Annotated in this window: 14 protein-coding genes and 1 riboswitch; of the genes, 13 read left to right on the plus strand and 1 reads right to left on the minus strand. The window is 36.5% G+C overall.

Going from position 1 to position 17,651, the window contains the following annotated elements:
• Positions 1-572: 572 nt before the first annotated feature.
• From VB796_RS22450 to VB796_RS22480, 7 genes are all read left to right on the plus strand, one after another.
• Complete coding sequence (locus VB796_RS22450) at positions 573-1,145, plus strand: peroxidase-related enzyme (protein WP_323348838.1); 573 nt, start codon at positions 573-575, stop codon at positions 1,143-1,145.
• A gap of 240 nt (positions 1,146-1,385) precedes the next feature.
• On the plus strand, positions 1,386-4,157 hold the full coding sequence (locus tag VB796_RS22455) for a TonB-dependent receptor (RefSeq protein WP_323348839.1): 2,772 nt from the start codon (positions 1,386-1,388) through the stop codon (positions 4,155-4,157).
• Between the two features lie 79 nt (positions 4,158-4,236).
• Complete coding sequence (locus VB796_RS22460; protein WP_323348840.1) at positions 4,237-6,510, plus strand: CRTAC1 family protein; 2,274 nt, start codon at positions 4,237-4,239, stop codon at positions 6,508-6,510.
• 32 nt (positions 6,511-6,542) lie between these two features.
• Complete coding sequence (locus VB796_RS22465) at positions 6,543-7,751, plus strand: MFS transporter (RefSeq protein WP_323348841.1); 1,209 nt, start codon at positions 6,543-6,545, stop codon at positions 7,749-7,751.
• A gap of 49 nt (positions 7,752-7,800) precedes the next feature.
• Positions 7,801-8,343: a peroxidase-related enzyme gene (locus tag VB796_RS22470; protein ID WP_323348842.1), complete on the plus strand. Its 543-nt coding sequence runs from the start codon at positions 7,801-7,803 to the stop codon at positions 8,341-8,343.
• A 5-nt stretch (positions 8,344-8,348) separates the two neighbouring features.
• Positions 8,349-8,897, plus strand: a complete 549-nt coding sequence (locus VB796_RS22475; protein ID WP_323348843.1) for a peroxidase-related enzyme — start codon at positions 8,349-8,351, stop codon at positions 8,895-8,897.
• Between the two features lie 6 nt (positions 8,898-8,903).
• The gene (locus VB796_RS22480) at positions 8,904-10,043 is read left to right on the plus strand and encodes a DUF3179 domain-containing (seleno)protein (RefSeq protein ID WP_323348844.1); all 1,140 of its coding nucleotides are present in this window, start codon (positions 8,904-8,906) and stop codon (positions 10,041-10,043) included.
• A 259-nt stretch (positions 10,044-10,302) separates the two neighbouring features.
• Here the strand turns inward: VB796_RS22480 and VB796_RS22485 are convergent, their stop codons facing one another.
• Entirely contained in the window at positions 10,303-11,028 is a 726-nt protein-coding gene (locus VB796_RS22485) for a superoxide dismutase (RefSeq protein WP_323348845.1), read from the minus strand.
• Positions 11,029-11,367: 339 nt separating this feature from the next.
• Positions 11,368-11,613: riboswitch (cobalamin riboswitch) on the plus strand.
• A 132-nt stretch (positions 11,614-11,745) separates the two neighbouring features.
• Between VB796_RS22485 and VB796_RS22490 the strand changes: the two genes are divergently transcribed.
• The 6 genes from VB796_RS22490 to VB796_RS22515 all read left to right on the plus strand — a co-directional run bounded on the left by VB796_RS22490 (position 11,746) and on the right by VB796_RS22515 (position 17,649).
• Positions 11,746-11,976 (plus strand): hypothetical protein, encoded by a 231-nt coding sequence (locus VB796_RS22490; RefSeq protein WP_323348846.1) that lies wholly within the window; start codon positions 11,746-11,748, stop codon positions 11,974-11,976.
• A gap of 335 nt (positions 11,977-12,311) precedes the next feature.
• Positions 12,312-12,446, plus strand: a complete 135-nt coding sequence (locus tag VB796_RS22495; RefSeq protein WP_323348868.1) for a DUF5522 domain-containing protein — start codon at positions 12,312-12,314, stop codon at positions 12,444-12,446.
• Positions 12,443-13,453: a nicotinate-nucleotide--dimethylbenzimidazole phosphoribosyltransferase gene (gene cobT, locus VB796_RS22500; RefSeq protein WP_323348847.1), complete on the plus strand. Its 1,011-nt coding sequence runs from the start codon at positions 12,443-12,445 to the stop codon at positions 13,451-13,453. Before VB796_RS22495 ends, cobT begins: the two co-directional genes overlap by 4 nt.
• Before the next feature lie 4 nt (positions 13,454-13,457).
• Positions 13,458-14,246, plus strand: a complete 789-nt coding sequence (locus tag VB796_RS22505; protein WP_323348848.1) for an adenosylcobinamide-GDP ribazoletransferase — start codon at positions 13,458-13,460, stop codon at positions 14,244-14,246.
• The gene (gene cobC / locus VB796_RS22510) at positions 14,231-14,794 is read left to right on the plus strand and encodes an alpha-ribazole phosphatase (protein ID WP_323348849.1); all 564 of its coding nucleotides are present in this window, start codon (positions 14,231-14,233) and stop codon (positions 14,792-14,794) included. The genes VB796_RS22505 and cobC overlap by 16 nt, the downstream gene beginning before the upstream one ends.
• A gap of 485 nt (positions 14,795-15,279) precedes the next feature.
• Entirely contained in the window at positions 15,280-17,649 is a 2,370-nt protein-coding gene (locus VB796_RS22515; RefSeq protein WP_323348850.1) for a TonB-dependent siderophore receptor, read from the plus strand.
• Positions 17,650-17,651: the final 2 nt, after the last annotated feature.

Here is a 17,651-nt window from a genome sequence, read left to right on the forward strand (position 1 = left end):
GATTTATCTAAAATTAATTTTCAAAATAATATTCCACTTATTTGGAAATTAATTTTAAATATCCGTAAATTTGGAAAATATAACGATAGAATGATTCAATTTTAATAAAACAAGTTGGTTCAATTCGTTATTTTTTTTGATTTTTCATTAAAGTACAAGTCAATATTTTTGACAACTGGTATTGGTCAAAATATTCAGGCATAAGGTTGCTCGGTAGTTCGACATAGGGGCGAACAAATAGAGATTTCGTGTCATTGTATAAGGGAATCATGTGCAGGGTGACGCTGCTTTTGCTGATTATTCAATCAATATTGGGTATGCTTTCAGAATTGGAAAGAAAATAACAACTCCTGATTGGAAAGGAGGTTTAGACAAATAATTAAAGATTGGGTAATATAATAAAATGGGCTTTCGATAGATAGTCCTTTTTTTGAATTAGCTAATGAGCAAATATTTGATAATCGTTTTCCAACTTAACTAAAATTTTGATTTTCAGGTTGTTGCTTCTATTCGTAATAGATAGAGTGTTTCTAATAAACAATATTAGTTTAGTCATATTTAATTTTCAAACAATGCCACATATTCCCTTAGAAAGTCATTTACCTGGTATCACGGGATTGTTGGAATACCGTCAAGATTCGGCAAAACCCATTCGTGAATTAACCCAAATTTTGTTGCGTGGAGAATCTACGCTAACCGAAGGCGAACGTGAATTAATTGCCACGTTGGTATCGTCTCGCAATCAATGTGTCTTCTGTACCACTGCTCATACAGCGGCGGCGGATATACTTTTGGGCGAATCTCAAACCTGCGAGATGGTGAAAAAGGATTTTGAAACGGCTCCTATTTCAGAGAAAATGAAGGCTTTATTATCCATTGCGGCCGCAACACAACAAGGCGGTAAAAAGGTAACAGATTTAAAAATTGAACGTGCTAAAAATGCAGGAGTAACCGACCGAGAAATTCATGATACCGTTTTGATTGCGGCTCTTTTTTGTCTTTATAACAAATACGTGGACGGTATGGCAAGTGCAACACCCACTGAACCAGCATTTTATCAAAAATTAGGCGAAAGAATCACGACCAATGGATACAATCGTGTGCCTTCTATTTATGAGCAATTGAAAAACGAAGTGGTTAAATAAATTTATCTCAATGAAGATGTGATAGCTTTTAAGGTTGAGCATCTCCGATGCTTTTTGAACTATTGTTTTCTTCCTTTACTACAAAGGTTGCACTTCTCCGAAGTGAAGTCCTTTCTATCACTTCGGAGAAGTGCAACTTTTGTAGTAAAAAGTAAAAGTATTTTGAATTAGCATCGGAGATGCTTAACCTTAAATCTTTCTAAAAAAACATAATCTATTGAAAAATAATAACAAAAGCCCATGAAACAAATTTACATTTTAACTATTCTTTTAATCACCACATTTACCTCTTTTGCCCAAAATATCACGGGTTCAATATCGGATGCGGAAACCCAAAAACCTTTGGCGGGCGTAACCATCAAAATTAAAGGAAAAACTTCGGGTACTGTTACGGATTCAAAGGGGCAATTTTCTTTAAAATCTAATGAAAAAGCACCTTTTGCCTTAATCGTTTCGATGGTTGGTTATGAGCGTCAGGAAGTGAAAGTTTCGGATAATAATACCTTGTCAATTTCCTTGAAAACAGGCAATGAATTATTGGAACAAGTAGTGGTATCAGCTTCCAAAGTTGAGGAAAACATCATGAAATCGCCTGTTACGATTGAGAAAATGGATGCCAGAGCCATTCAACAAAGTCCTTCGGCAAACTTTTTTGATGCTTTGGTTAATGTGAAAGGCATCGACATGGTAACGAGCAGTTTAACCTACAAAGCCATCAATACTCGGGGATTTAATTCTACTGGAAACGGCAGATTTCTGCAAACGGTTGATGGCATGGACAGCCAATCGGCAGGTTTAGGTTTTGCAATGGGAAATCTTTTTGGCCCACACGATATTGATGTGGAAAGTGTAGAATTGATTCCTGGGGCGGCTTCGGCTTTGTATGGTCCTGTGGCTTTTAATGGTTTACTTTCTACTCGCACCAAAAACCCGTTTGATTATCAAGGACTTAGCGTTCAAACCAAAATTGGCGTGAACCATATCGGCGATGGAACGGACTTTGGAGCAAAACCAATGGTTGATTTAGCCTTGCGTTATGCCAAAGCATTTAATAACAAGTTTGCTTTTAAGGTAAATGTTTCTCATTTGGGCGGTACAGATTGGTACGCCAACGACTTAACAGATATTGATGCCAACACCGCCGAGGCGAGTCGTGGAGCTAATAATCCAGGAAAAAATCAATTGAATATTTATGGTGATGAAGTCGCTCAGACTATTGCGGGCATCGGGCGAGTATCACGCACGGGTTACGAAGAACGATATTTAGCAAATTATGGCGTGAGAAGTACCAAAGTAGGTGGTGCTTTGGTGTATCGTTTTAACGATAATTTAGAAGCCAGTTATCAAATAAGTTATAGCGAAAGTGTGGCTCAATATACTGGAAGTCAGCGTTTTGGAATAAATGGATTTGCGTTTACACAACATCGTTTAGAATTAAAAAGTAATAAATTTTACCTCAGAGGATATTCAAGTCAGGAGAATTCTAATAGTTCTTATCAAATCCGTTCTTTGGGGCAATTAATTAATAAAACTTGGGTAAAAGACCTCAATGGAAATACCGTAGCTCCACAAGATGCTGATGCTACTTGGTTTCAACGTTATACTGCCGCTTTTACGGGTAAAATTTCGGGCGTTTCTGGAAATAGTGATGCTACTGCAAGGGGTTTTGCCGACCAAGGAAGAATTTTACCAAACACTCCCGAGTTTGAAGCGGCTAAACAAAAACTCATTGAAAAACAAGGACTTAGCGGTGCAGGAATTTACAGCCATTGTGGTTTAATCCACCTTGAAGGAATGTATGATTTTAGTTCTGATTTGAAATTTATGAATCTGCAAGTAGGCGGAAATTTTAGAAAATTCGCATTGGATACGCAAGGAACTTTATTTGATGATAAAGGCAAAAACTTGACTAATCAGGAATACGGATTTTTTGCTCAGGCTTCAAAATCGTTATTGGACGAAAAGTTAAAACTTACATTATCAGGAAGATACGACAAAAACGAAAATTTTGAAGGACGATTTACACCACGTGCTTCCTTGGTATTTAGTCCAAAGGAAAATCAGCATTTCAGAGCAAGTTATCAAACAGGTTTCCGTAATCCAACCATTGGCGACCAATACATCAAATTGAATGCAGGACCAATTATTGTTTTGGGTGGAGCTCCTGTAAATTCAAAAGATACCAAAGAAGCCAATGCGTACAGCAATTCATATACAATTGCCTCGGTGAGTGCATTTGGTGGAGCTTTTGGAAAGGAAGTAGCCAGTGGAGTTCCTTTTCCCGTAGCAGTTGCTAATAATAAAGACAAATTGGTGAAATCAAATGTGGCGTACATCAAACCAGAGCAAGTAGAGAGTTTCGAGATTGGTTACAAAGGTTTATTGACCGATAAATTATTGTTCGACATCAATTATTACAACAGTCAATACAAAGATTTCTTGATTAATACCGTCGTGATGGCTCCTAATAGCGACGTTTTAGGCAGTGATGGAAAACCAAATTTCAATGCGGCGGCAGATATTTTAGGCGGTAAAACGCAACTCTACCAACTTTATACCAATGCGGCTGATAAGGTTTCTATTCAAGGCATTAGTGTAGGGTTATCTTATGTTTTACCTAAAAACTATCGTTTGAATGGCAATACTACATGGTCAGACTTTAATATTTTAGATGCCAATCCAAGCAATATTCCTGCTTTTAACACGCCTAAATGGAAAACCAATTTGACCTTGAGTAACGCTAAACTTACCGAAAAATTAGGATTTAGCGTAGCATGGCACTGGCAAAGTGCTTTTGATTGGTACGGCACATTTACAACGCCACTTCCTGGAAAAATCAATGCGTATAGTTTGATTGACGCTCAGGTAAGTATGAAAATGCCAAGCCTAAAAACCATCGTGAAAGTAGGTGCAAGCAACCTCACTAACCAATACGTTGTACAGGCGTATGGCTCGCCAGCGGTGGGTGGATTGTACTATGTGAGCTTGAATTTTGATGAATTGTTTCGATAACATTATAACTCTCCAACGTAGGCAGATTTTAGTTCTGCCTGCGTGAAACTCCAAACCTATCATTTCCAAAAACTTTGTCATGTTTACAAATACCAAATTAATTATTATCGCTTTATTTTTCACAAGCCTATTATTGTCTTGTGACCAAGAAGAAAAGAATCATGAAACAATGATTCAACTTTTAGAAACGGACAATAAAGCTTTTTCTGACCCGCAAAACACCTTTGCTCCAGAAGCTCAGACGGTTTTCTTTGACTCTATTTATAAGACAATTTATAAGTATCATAATGCCAGCCAAACCGCTAAGGTTCAATTCTTTTTAGGGAATTCTCTTCTGAATCAAGGGAAAGAACAAAAGGCTGTTGATATTTTTGAACAAGCCGTTTTTGAGGCAAATAAAGTTTCGAGTGATGCCCCATATATCCAAAAATTACTTTCGGGTTTAGCAATCGCCAATGTTCGTTTAGGAGAACGCCAAAACTGTGTCAATAATCATACCTCTGAGTCGTGTATTTTACCTATCAAAGATTCTGGTATTCATAAATTGCAAACAGGGGCTCGTAGAGCAATAGAAGTATATAAAACGATTTTAGAGTTGTCTCCCGAAAATCATGAAGCTCAATGGATGTTAAATATTGCTTATATGACTGTGGGGGAATATCCAAACGGTGTTCCCAAGAAATTCTTGATTCCAAATTTAGATAAAGATGATTCTGGTGTATCTATAAAGCCTTTTGATGATGTAGCTCCCAATTTAGGGCTTAATAATCGCAATTTAGCGGGAGGTGTCATTGTGGAAGATTTTGATAATGATGGCTATGATGATATTGTCATTTCTGAATGGTTATTAAAAGGTACAATGCACTTTTACAAAAACAATACCGACGGAACATTCTCGGATATTTCTAAAAAAACAGGTTTAGATAAGTTTAGAGGTGGTTTAAATATGATTCAAGCTGATTATAACAATGATGGCTTGGTAGATATTTTCGTGATGCGTGGGGCATGGATATCTGACCCTTTTGGTCAACAGCCCAATTCTTTACTCAGAAATAATGGCGACAATACTTTTACCGATGTGACTATTCAGAGTGGTTTATTTTCTCGACATCCAACTCAAGCAGGGGTTTGGAGAGACTTTAATAATGATGGATGGTTGGATTTATTCATTGGAAATGAAACAGATACGAGAAATATTCAAGGAGAATTGCATGGCTGTGAATTGTACTTAGGGAGTAAAAAAGGCACTTTCACAAATGTGGCTACGGAAGCAGGCGTAAATATAAACGCCTTTATCAAAGGGGTTACTTCGGCAGACTATAATAATGACGGACTTCAGGATATTTACATTTCTACGATGAGTGGCTATAAATTATTGTTCCAAAATAAGGGAGTAGTGAATGGGAAATTGGCATTTGAGGACGTAAGTAATAAATCGGGGGTACAAAATATGGCTGTTTCTACTTTCCCTACTTGGTTTTTTGATTATGACAACGACGGTTGGCAAGATATTTTTGTGAGTGGGTACGACTTTGCTCAAAGTATTGCCTCTTCTGCTCTAAAAGATGTCATGAAAATGAATAGCGAGGCAAGTAAAATGTACCTCTATCATAATAATCATGACGGAACTTTTAAAGATGTTTCGGTAGAAATGGGCTTAGACCGAACTGTTTTTGCGATGGGTTCAAACTTTGGAGATATTGATAATGATGGATATTTGGATATGTATCTTGGTACTGGAAATCCCAATTTTTCGTCTTTAGTTCCCAATAAATTATTTAAGAATATGGACGGCAAAAAGTTTGCTGATGTAACCGTAGCAGGGCGAGTTGGTAATCTTCAAAAAGGGCATGGCGTTGCCTTTTCTGATTTAGATAATGATGGCGACCAAGATATTTTTATTGAAGTTGGCGGAGCATACACAGGCGATACTTACACTAATTCCTTGTATTTGAACCCAGGACAAAATGATAATCGTTGGATAAAATTAAAATTGGAAGCAACCGAAGGAAATCGCTCTGGATTTGGCACAAAAATTAAAGTTACTTTTAGAGAAAACGGTAAACAAAGAGCCGTTTATAGAGAACTTAACTCTGGCGGAAGTTTTGGTTCATCACCACTACGAAGAGAAATTGGAATTGGGCAGGCTACCATGATTGATGAAATAGCCATTACATGGTCGAAAAGCAATAAAACACAGATTTTTAGAAATATTAAGCCTAATCAATTCTTGAAAATTAAAGAAGGTAATTCAAAAATAGAATTGGTAAAATTGAAAAAACTCAACTTCAAAACTCGTGATAATGGTGTTCCTACTTGCGTTACGCCTACCAAAACTTTAGCCTTGAGATAATTAAACGCTTCATTGCCATTATTCGACAAAATATGACTGATAATCACAAAAATAATTACGTTGCCTTTGCACTTTGCATGATTAGCTACCTTTTCGGAGGAACGGTTTCAACGTTGATGTCGGCTACTTTGCCCGTTGCCATTCCTGAGTTATTGGGTGGCAATGTTTCAGAAGCTCGTTTAGGCGAAGTTGGGGCATATATCAGTGCTGTTTTTATTTATGGTTGGATGTTCGGAGGCTTACTTTTTGGTATCATCAGCGATAAAATTGGTCGGAAGAAAGTCTTAATTTTTGTTACTTTATTGTACGGCATTACAACTTTATTAACGGTTTTTGTCTCAAATTGGTATGTTTTAATGGGTTATCGCTTCCTCACAGGAATGGGCGTTGGTGGCGTTTTATTAATCGCAACGGTTTATATTTCAGAGATTTGGGCAGAAAAAACTCGTCCAATTGCTCTTGGTATTTTAGCTGTGGCATTTCCAATCGGTATCGTTACCACAGGCGGATTAACGGTCTTTTTTTCTAATTGGCGTGAATCTTTTTGGTTAGGATTAATCCCGATAAGCATCTCAATCTTAATGTTTTTTATTTTACCCGAATCTAACCAATGGAATGATTTAGAAAAATCAAAAAAAATATCTTATTTAACCATTTTTGAGCCTATTTATCGCAAAAATCTCATTATGGGTTCGCTTATTTTTGGTTCGGTTCTCATCGGACTTTGGGGTATTTTTTCGTGGATTCCAACATGGGTACAAACGCTATTACTCGCAGGGCAAAACGGACAGAAAGAACGTGGTATTAGTATGATGCTATTGGGTTCGGGGGGAATAATCGGTGGAATACTTTCAGGCTTTTTGATTAAATATTTCGGTAGTCGTAAAGTGTTGATATTTACTTTTTTAGGTTGTATTTTCGCTTGTTTCATACTCTTTTTAAGTAATCAATATTTTACTAAAATTATTTACTTAGAAATCGCCTTTTTGTCCTTGTTTTTTGGAATAAGTCAAGGAGCATTATCCAGTTATATTCCTGATTTATTTCCAACTATTATCCGAGCAACCGCTTCTGGGTTTTGCTTTAATTTTGGCAGATTTTTTACCGCAACTGCCGTATTTTTTGTGGGTTCAATGGTTGCTTTTTTTGGAGGGTTCAGCAATGCTTTATTATCGTTTTCTTTAGTGTTTTTAATTGCCTTGATAACGGCATATTTTAGTCGTGATGTCGAAAAGCCTTAACACTAAATGCCCTAAAATCACCCAGTTACAAATAATCAATAACTATTTCATGGCACACATCAACTTAGCACAAGACGTTCCCGGAATTCGTAGTTTGGTCATGTATCGACCAGATACAGGCAAACCTTTATACGAATTAGCTCAAATTTTATTGAGAGAAGACTCTCCACTAAGTCAGGCAGAAAGAGAATTAATTGCTACTTATGTTTCATCTCGAAATGATTGTACATTTTGCACAAGTAGCCACGCTGCCGCCGCCCGATATTTGTACAAAGACGAAGCCCAAACGGTTGATTTAGTCTTAGATGATTATCAAAACTCTCCGATTTCAGACAAATTAAAAGCTCTTTTGACCATTGCAGGAAATGTTCAAAAAGATGCCCGAACGGTTAGCGAAGAGAATGTTGCTTTGGCTCGTTCATTTGGAGCAACTGACAGAGATATTCACGATACCGTTTTGATTGCCGCTACGTTTTGTATGTTCAATCGCTATGTGGACGGACTTGCAACGCTCACGCCTACGGATGCTGATACGTATGCAATGATGGGCGAACGCATGGGAACGTTAGGTTACATTCCTCCAAAACTGTAATCATAATGGCACATATAAATCTTGAAAATGACCTTCCCGGGATAAGAGGATTAATGGCTTTTAGACCTACTACCGCTCATCCTCTCAATATTTTAGCCGAAACTTTACTCCGTTCAGATGAAGGATTGACCAAGGGTGAAAGAGAACTAATTGCTACCTTCGTTTCAGCCTTAAATGATTGTTTTTTCTGCCAAAATATTCATGGAGCAGTAGCTCAATATTATGCTACGGAAGATGAAAATTTAGTACAAAAAGTAAAAGCTGATTATCAGAATGCTCCTATTTCTGATAAAATGAAATCGCTTTTAAGCATTGCCAAAAATGTGCAACAAGGCGGAAAATTTGTCAATAAAGACCAAATCGAAAAGGCAAAAAAAGAAGGAGCGAGCGATATTGAAATCCACGATACGGTATTGATTGCGGCGGCTTTTTGTATGTTTAATCGCTACGTAGATGGCTTAGGGACTTTTGCTCCCAATGCACCCGAAATGTATCAAGAAAGAGCTAAGAATATAGCCGAAAAAACAGGATATGCCAATTCAAACCCTAAATAATCATCTATGAAACAGCTTTTTTATCTCGGTATTATCGGACTCATCATTTTTGAAATACTCAATGTTTATTTCATCATGCCAATGCCGGGTTCTCAACAAATCAGAAGCATTGATTTAGCCTATTTTTTATATACCTATCGTTGGATTTTCAGATTTACCTTTGGCTTTTTAATGCTGTTGGGCATTTTACAAGCGTATCGTTCTAAAAAATGGCTTCCCATTTTGGCATTATTAGTAGTGATAGGAGTTTGTTATGCTTTCAATTTTCAAATGGCAGCCGATTCCATGTTTTATCAACCCTCCAATCTTCAAATGTTGGAGGCAAAACAAAATAAAATTCCGAAGGACAGATTGATTTTAGGCGTAAACATCAATGGAGAAGCAAAAGCCTACCCGATTTCTTTAATTGGGTATCATCACCAAGTTCGAGATACTTTGGGCGGAAAACCGATTATGGTTACTTATTGTACCGTTTGCCGAACAGGACGAGTTTTTGAGCCTTTGGTAAATGGTAAATCAGAAAAATTTAGATTGGTAGGAATGGACCATTTCAACGCCATGTTTGAAGATGAAACTACCAAATCTTGGTGGAGACAAGCCAATGGAGAAGCCATTACAGGCGAGTTGAAAGGCACACATTTACCCGAATTAGAAGCTCAGCAAACGTCTTTGGCTACATGGTTGAAACTTTATCCCGATTCCAAAATCATGCAACCAGATTCAAAATTCAAGGACAATTATGACAGTACAGCTAAATATGAGTCTGGAAAATCGAAAAAAGAATTGACAGGAACAGATTCACTTTCATGGAAACGGAAATCGTGGGTGGTAGGAATCGAAATTGGGAAAGAAAGTATCGCTATTGACTGGAATCGCTTGAAAAAAGAAAAAGTCGTCAATATTCAACTTTCTCAAAAACCTTTAGTCGTGGTTTTAGCAAATGATAATAAAAGTTTTTTTGCCTTTGAAAGACCCGATGAGCAAATGAAATTTAGCCTTAAAAATGACTCATTAATAAGTCAAAAGCAACGTTTTGACTTGAAAGGAACAAATACAGATTTAAAAATTTCTCTTAAAAAAGTAAATGCCTATCAAGAATTTTGGCATAGTTGGCAGACGTTTCACCCAAACACGCATCGTTATTGAGGTTTAATGTTTGTTTTATCACTTCATTTTTATGGAACACTTGAATCGGAAATTAGGGGTTTGGATTAATGTTGATTAGTGGTAAATCAGAGTCAACCAATTTAATGATTCGACTGAATCACAACCAACATAAGAAATGCAGATTAATCAGGTTCTTCGTCAATTTTGAGAAACCTTCTATAATTTAAAATACAGAAATTGACGAAGAACCATTTTAAACGCAATGCTCAACAGGATATTTCAAGATTTCTCCATCATTTTATCTTGTCATTTTCAAGGCAATGTCAAGTCTTTGAGCGGCATTGTCCCAATTCATATAGTTGAAAAGTTCATCTACAAAATCAGCCCGTTTATTTTTGTATTTCAGATAATAAGCGTGTTCCCAAACATCCACGACCATCAAAGGAACAATGCCCCAAACGGTTAATTTTTCATGATTCTCAACCTCCAAAATCATCAAACGATTACTTTGTGGATGAAAGCCTAAAAGTCCCCAACCGTTGCCATCCACATTTTTAGAATGATGAGCCAATTGTACTTTCATTTTATCAAAAGAACCAAAATCTTTCTCTATTCGCTTCAATAATTCACCCTTTGGTTCAGATTTTTTATTGGTAATATTTGTCCAAAAAATAGTATGCAGAACATGGCTTGATAGGTGTAACGACAGTTTTTTTGTCCAATAATCTACCCCTTCAAAATTACCACTTTCCAAAGCCTTATTAATTAACCCAGTGGCTTTGTTGGCAGTATTTACCGCTCCCCCGTGATGAGCCGTGTAGTGCAATTTTAGCACATCAGCAGGCATAAAAGGTTCTAAAAATGATTCAGAATAGGGCAATGCACCCAGCACAAATTTTCCAGTTTCATCGGTTAATTTATCCAAACCACTTTCATTGAGTGTCGCACTAAAAACGTCGTTTCCTTTCAGCAAACTTGCCCCTGTGATGATGGCAGTATTTGCCAAAAATTGATTTCTTGTCATAATAAATAATTTTTTAGTACATAGCCTACTACCGCACAGGCAATAATAATGTAAGGTTCGGTATTTTTTTTATACTTCCAAAGTAAAATAATTGTAAAGACGGAAATTTGTATCGTAGGAATATCAATGAAGGGTTTCTTACCATAAGCATTGAATCCGCTGTTGATTCATTGATTCGGGTTTGCTATTAATCCACCTTATTTATATTTCAAAAGCCGTGACTCTTGATTAAAGCATTAGTCTTGGTTCAAGAATCTAAAATATAGTTTCTTACACACTTTTGATGTATTTCAATAATTCAAATGTGTTACCCAAGACCTAAATCTAAAAAAAACTCCTACCTTTGGCTCAGTTTATGGTGCTTTACGTTTGAAATTCGTCAAATCTAATGCTTAATAGGGAAATCGGTCAAAGCCGATACTGTCCCCGCAACTGTAAGTTTTATAAAGTCATTACCATTCTTCAATAACCACTGGGAAAAGTTGACAGTAAGCAGAGTTAATTCTGGTAACTGATAATTGAAATCGGGAAGGTTCGGTAAGGATAAAACGAGTCAGGAGACCTGCCATTGAATCATTCTTGGTTTTTGTTTACGGTGGATGAACAAAATTGAGCGTTCGATTATCCTTTCCCGTAGAAATATATTTTGAGTTTTAAGAATAATAAATGGTGTAATACCTCCTTTGACCGTCTATTTCCTGCAACACAAATTACTAAATGTTAAAAAACATTACACAAATCACTTTTGTAGCCTTATTATTCGCTACGCAAACGCTTTTTGCTCAGAAATCTATTTTGGTTTCCGATTCCCAATCACTCGACGAAGTGGTAGTTAATGGCATTAAAGTACCCACCAAACAAAGTCAAACTGATAAGGTAATTACGGTTATTGGTCAAGAAATCTTGGAAAAAAATTGGAAACCTCGGTATAGAAATTGGTGGACGTAATTCCTTAGAATACTTTCCTGAGTATCTCTACTTGAGTAAAGGGTAGTAAAGGAAGCTCAGTTTCAGCCGACAGTTTTCAGGATAGAATGGCTGTTTGTATATGAATTATTCAAGAGTTTTGGTTGAAGACTTGAAAGAAAATTAAAACAATGGAAAAAAATAATTGTAACCGATGTGATTCAGTTGATTTGGGTGTTACTAATCCGAAAACGAAGTCGCTTGAAGAATATTTAAAGAAAACCTATTTCACAAATATTTGCAGTTCTTGTACCTATTCACTCGAAAAATTGCTGAGACAAGCCACAGAGACCCAATTCCCATCAACTGGGATACCCATGATTGAAAATTTACACTATTATTTAGAAAACCGCTTTTGGGTATTTACAGAATTATACCACTTAAGTAGGGGTTTTTGTTGCAAAAATGGTTGTCGGCATTGTGCTTATGGCTTTAAAAAAGAAAAAATATGACATCAATACAAGAAATACTACAACGCAAAATTGATTTTAAAACCAAGCCATTGGGTGCATTGGGCGTTTTAGAGAAAATCGCCTTTCAAGTTGGCTCTATTCAGAATAGTTTAAATCCAGTTTTAAAGAACCCTACAATTGTAGTTTTTGCAGGTGACCACGGTGTAGCAAACGACGGACTAAGTGCTTATCCTCAAGAGGTTACTTATCAAATGGTACTGAATTTTCTGCAAGGTGGTGCCGCAATAAATGTATTTTCCAAGCAAAATAGTATTACTCTAAAAATTGTGGATGCAGGCGTAAATTATCATTTTGAATCGAACCCTAATTTAATTAATGCCAAAGTAGCCAGAGGAACACGGAGCTTTTTGCGAGAAAAAGCCATGACTCCCTCACAACTGGAGGACTGTTTGCAAAAAGGGAAAAAAATCGTGAACGTAGTTGCCCAAACAGGCTGCAATGTAATTGGTTTTGGTGAGATGGGTATTGCCAATACTTCAGCCGCAGCTATGCTGATGAGTTATTGTTGTACAATCCCGATCGAAAACTGTGTAGGCCGTGGCACTGGAATAAATGATTTACAGTTAGAAAATAAAATATCTCTACTCAAAATAGCCGCCAACCTTCATGGTACTATCACGAACCCAATCGAGATATTACAAACATTTGGGGGCTTTGAAATAGCCCAAATGGTTGGGGCAATATTGGCCGCTTTTGAGAAGAATATGCTGATTTTAGTAGATGGTTTCATCGCAAGTTCGGCTTTTTTAGTAGCTTTTAAAATCAATACAGAAATTATTAAAAATGCTATTTTTTGCCATCAGTCAGAAGAGCAGGGACATAAAAAAATGTTAGCATTTATGCAAGCTGAGCCACTTTTGCAGCTTAATATGAGGTTGGGAGAAGGGACAGGCTGTGCAGTTGCCTACCCGATAATAGAATCAGCAGTTAATTTTCTAAACCAAATGTCCAGTTTTGAGTCGGCAGGCATAAGCAATAAAGATTGAAATTATGAAAAACGAATTACGGATTTTTTTCACGGCATTGATGTTTTATACACGCATACCTTGTCCGTCCAGTACCGACCATTCTCCTGAGTATATCAATAAAGCGACACGCTATTTCCCATTAATTGGTTGGATTGTTGGCGGAGTCTCATTTGTGATTTATGCTTTCTTTTCATTACTTTTTGATATAGAAATTGCCGTAGTGCTTTCGCTTGTAGCAGGTATCTTGTGTACGGGGGCGTTTCATGAAGACGGTTTTGCTGATGTTTTTGATGGCTTTGGCGGTGGCTGGACAAAAACCAAAATTCTTGAAATAATGAAGGATAGCCGAATAGGAGCCTACGGAGGTATTGCTATCGGTTTACTTATGGTTTTAAAGATATTGGTTTTGAGCAAATTATTAGTAAAAATAGCGAGTACAGAATACATTACATTACTACTTATATTTGTCTCGTATCATGCTTTGGCACGCCTTACAGCGATAAATATTGTTTTTAATAGCGAATATGCTCGTGAAGACGAAACCTCCAAAGCCAAACCCATAGCCAAAGGGCATACTTCCGTAGAAATAACAGGGGCATATCTATTTGGTTTAATGCCGTTAGCTACTTTAGGGCTTATTTATCCGCTATTTTTAATGGTAGCTTTACCTCTATTATTGCTTTATTGGTATTCAAATAGGTATTTCAAAAAATGGTTGGGAGGTTATACTGGCGATTGTCTTGGAGCAACTGAGCAATTTGGTGAAATCATCGTTTTATTAACATATCTGGCTATATGGAAATATATATAATTAGGCACACGGAAGTGGAATTAGGAAAATCAGTATGTTATGGGCAAAGCAATCCTCCATTGGCAGATACTTTTTTAGAAGATGTTGCTCTTTTAAAAGCAAAACTACCCACGGATTTCGATGGAGTATATTCAAGCCCATTGCTCAGATGCAAATTATTAGCTGCTGAACTTTGCTCTCGTCATGTGCAGTTTGATGATGCACTAATGGAGCTGAATTTTGGAACTTGGGAAGGAAAGTCTTGGAACGAAATCCCGTTTTCAGAATTAAACCCTTGGATGATAGATTTTGTAAATGTTGCCCCGCCAGAAGGTGAAAGTTTGGTGAATATGCACGCAAGAATTAGTAGTTTTATAGAAAGTTTACGAATTAAACCTCATCAAAAAGTTTTAATTATTACTCATGCAGGGGTGATTAGAAATATTTTTAGTCACATTTTAAATATTCCCCTTAACAATATTTTTAAGCTATCAATAGCATACGGAGAGGTTTTTAGGATAAGACTTGAAAAAGACAATTCGATGGATAAGATTCATTTTAGAAGTTGATTCATTAATCTTCAGAATTACTTTGTGGTAGATTGAGTGAGGTCATGTTTTTACCACAAGGCTGTCTCTTATTTATGGTATTGCAGAATCAAAAATAGCTTTCAAAATATTATCATTTCAAATGATTTTTTCTTCTAATTATCAAAAACTCACTCATCATTATACGTTGTATTTATTTCCGATGGCAATATTATTTAGAATATTTCTAAATAATATTGCCATTTATTTGGAATGATTCTAAATAAATGCAAACTTTGTATTCGTGAACAAGGAGTCAGTTATTTTCTAATCATTCAATTGATACCGCAAGAAGAACAAACTCTTTTGAATCTCATTCTTCTTTTCAAATTGGCTCTGAATGGAATTTAAAAAATCGAACAAATATTAAGTTAATGGTTATATGAATAATCGTCTTACTGGAAATATTATTTCCAGTAAGATTTTCTAAATCATTTCAACTGAGACAACAAAATAATCCATAAAATATGAAACTAATTTTTACAATACTCATAATACTATTCAGTGTTGTTTTACATGCTCAAAACGCCAGTGTATCAGGTATAGTAGCAGTCGCAGATGGGAAATCTGCCGAATTCATAAATGTGCAATTGAAGGGAGCTAAAAGGGGAACAATAACAGATAGCGAAGGTAAATTTAAAATTGACAATCTGAATGCTGGGGCTCACACCCTTATTTTTAGTGGTGTGGGATTTGACACTCAAGAAATAAAGTTTCAGGTAAGAACTGATGTAGATAAAATTCTTGAAAAAATTATCATAAAAGAAAATACCCGTAATCTCAACGAAGTTATTGTATCTGGACAAAAATCTGAAAAGTATATTGCTGATGTCCCTTCTCAATCACTCCGATTAGCAGCTCCACTTATTGAAATTCCTCAGAATATTAGTGTTGCCACCCGACAGACCATTATTGATATGGGAATGCTCAATAAAAATGATGTGATAAGAGCGGTGAGTGGAATCACTAAAACTTATGGAGACGACTTGGATGCCAGCCTTTTGATAAGAGGAACGAATGCAACGTATAGCACGTACCGTAATGGCGTTGGTGGGCCTATTTGGTGGAATGCTCAGGAAGATGCCTCGATGATTGAACGAGTAGAATTTGTGAAAGGTCCCGCTGGTTTTATGCTCGCCAATGCAGAACCTGGTGGTTTAGTAAATACGGTTACAAAACAACCCACACATGAACGAATCAATGAGGTCAGTTTTGGAATGGGAAGTTACAACATGATGCGTACTACTGTTGATTTAGGCGGAGAATTTACGGAGGGAGGCAAACTAACTTACCGTTTAAATACAGGTTTTCAGCAAAGTGCTAAATTTTATAAATTGAGTAATTTTAATAGATTTTTCGTTTGTCCTGCTCTCAAATATGACTTTACGGATAAGTCGAGTATTACCTTAGAACATAATTATGTCAAGGCAGTATCGGCACATAATGCGTATAATCAAATTTCTATAAATGAACAATTTTATGCCTTGCCGTATAATATGGCAATGAATGACCCCAATATTGGGAATTTTCTGGGAGCTGATGTTTACACTCGTCTTGCCTTTAATCATCAAATAAATGAGCAATGGAAACTCAATGCTCAAGTGGCGTACATGACAACTGATTGGGACGGTATGGCTCTGTACGTCAATGGATTGTCTGCCACAAAAGATACTATTTATCGTACTAATTCAAGTAGCGATTGGTACGGAAAACTATATAATATGCAAGTATTTGCAGATGGTAAGTTTAATACTGGAAACGCTGTTGAACATAAAGTTTTGATTGGTTTAGACTTTGGTGACGGTGGCGAAGGAAGCACCTATGGAGGGGACTGGAGTAATGCCAAAAGGTTACAGTTATCCATTAAAAACCCTATTTATTATGTTCCCAAAGATAGTTTGACGGCTTTCCCTGCTGAAAATAAAGGTTCTTGGATGGCAACCAATAAATGGCAAGCTTTATATGTTCAAGACCACATCAAAATTGCTAAAAAATATATCGTCACCTTAGCAGGTAGATTTACGATGCTGACCACAGGACAAGATTATAATGGTGGCGTGGATGACCCCGAGTATGAAATTACTGAAAATGCTTTTACTCCTCGGGTAGGATTAACTTATTTACCCTCCGATAAACTATCTATTTTTGCGATTTACGACCAAAGCTTTTTACCTCAAAGAGGTGCTGTTTTTGGAGGTAGTCGTCTGCCACCGCTTACTGGAAGTAATAAAGAAATTGGGATAAAAGCATTATTATTCAATAAGAAATTATCCCTAAATGCCTCTGTTTATAGTATTGAAAAGAATAACGTCAGTACCACAGACCCTATACATGATGGGTTTTATTTGCAAACTGGACAAATAAAAAGTGAAGGTTTTGAAATGGATTTGATTGGAAATATTACCAACAACCTTTCTGTGATAGCCAATTATTCTTACACAAATGCACGGGTGACAAAAGATTTAGATTCGACAGTTGTAGGCATTAAAAACTATGGTACACCAGACCAAACCATGAATGCTTGGCTAAAATATAAATTTAGTGAGGGACTTTTGAAAGGTTTGAGCTTTGGAGCAGGAGTGCAACACATGGGAAATCGAAGTGGCGTTTACGTAGGCTGGGGTAGTGAATTTGGTAATAAAAACCTACCAACTTATACTATTTACGATGCTTGTGTAAATTACAATTTCTCAAAAATATCAATCGGTTTGAATGTCTATAATTTGGCTAATCAAAAATATGTAAGTAATGGTTATTATAGTCCCGATGCTCAAGAATGGGTATATTCGCCAGGTACGCCAATAAATTTCCGTTTACAAACTACCATTAAATTTTAAGG

The organism is Arcicella sp. LKC2W (genome assembly GCF_034931005.1).
Lineage (GTDB): Bacteria > Bacteroidota > Bacteroidia > Cytophagales > Spirosomataceae > Arcicella.

Bases quoted from the DNA above. Each gene is read 5' to 3' on its own strand.
- VB796_RS22450 (WP_323348838.1), top strand. From the start codon at position 573: ATGCCACATATTCCCTTAGAAAGTCATTTACCTGGTATCACGGGATTG.
- VB796_RS22455 (WP_323348839.1), top strand. From the start codon at position 1,386: ATGAAACAAATTTACATTTTAACTATTCTTTTAATCACCACATTTACC.
- VB796_RS22460 (WP_323348840.1), top strand. From the start codon at position 4,237: ATGTTTACAAATACCAAATTAATTATTATCGCTTTATTTTTCACAAGC.
- VB796_RS22465 (WP_323348841.1), top strand. From the start codon at position 6,543: ATGACTGATAATCACAAAAATAATTACGTTGCCTTTGCACTTTGCATG.
- VB796_RS22470 (WP_323348842.1), top strand. From the start codon at position 7,801: ATGGCACACATCAACTTAGCACAAGACGTTCCCGGAATTCGTAGTTTG.
- VB796_RS22475 (WP_323348843.1), top strand. From the start codon at position 8,349: ATGGCACATATAAATCTTGAAAATGACCTTCCCGGGATAAGAGGATTA.
- VB796_RS22480 (WP_323348844.1), top strand. From the start codon at position 8,904: ATGAAACAGCTTTTTTATCTCGGTATTATCGGACTCATCATTTTTGAA.
- VB796_RS22485 (WP_323348845.1), bottom strand. From the start codon at position 11,028: ATGACAAGAAATCAATTTTTGGCAAATACTGCCATCATCACAGGGGCA.
- VB796_RS22490 (WP_323348846.1), top strand. From the start codon at position 11,746: ATGTTAAAAAACATTACACAAATCACTTTTGTAGCCTTATTATTCGCT.
- VB796_RS22495 (WP_323348868.1), top strand. From the start codon at position 12,312: ATGATTGAAAATTTACACTATTATTTAGAAAACCGCTTTTGGGTATTT.
- cobT (WP_323348847.1), top strand. From the start codon at position 12,443: ATGACATCAATACAAGAAATACTACAACGCAAAATTGATTTTAAAACC.
- VB796_RS22505 (WP_323348848.1), top strand. From the start codon at position 13,458: ATGAAAAACGAATTACGGATTTTTTTCACGGCATTGATGTTTTATACA.
- cobC (WP_323348849.1), top strand. From the start codon at position 14,231: ATGGAAATATATATAATTAGGCACACGGAAGTGGAATTAGGAAAATCA.
- VB796_RS22515 (WP_323348850.1), top strand. From the start codon at position 15,280: ATGAAACTAATTTTTACAATACTCATAATACTATTCAGTGTTGTTTTA.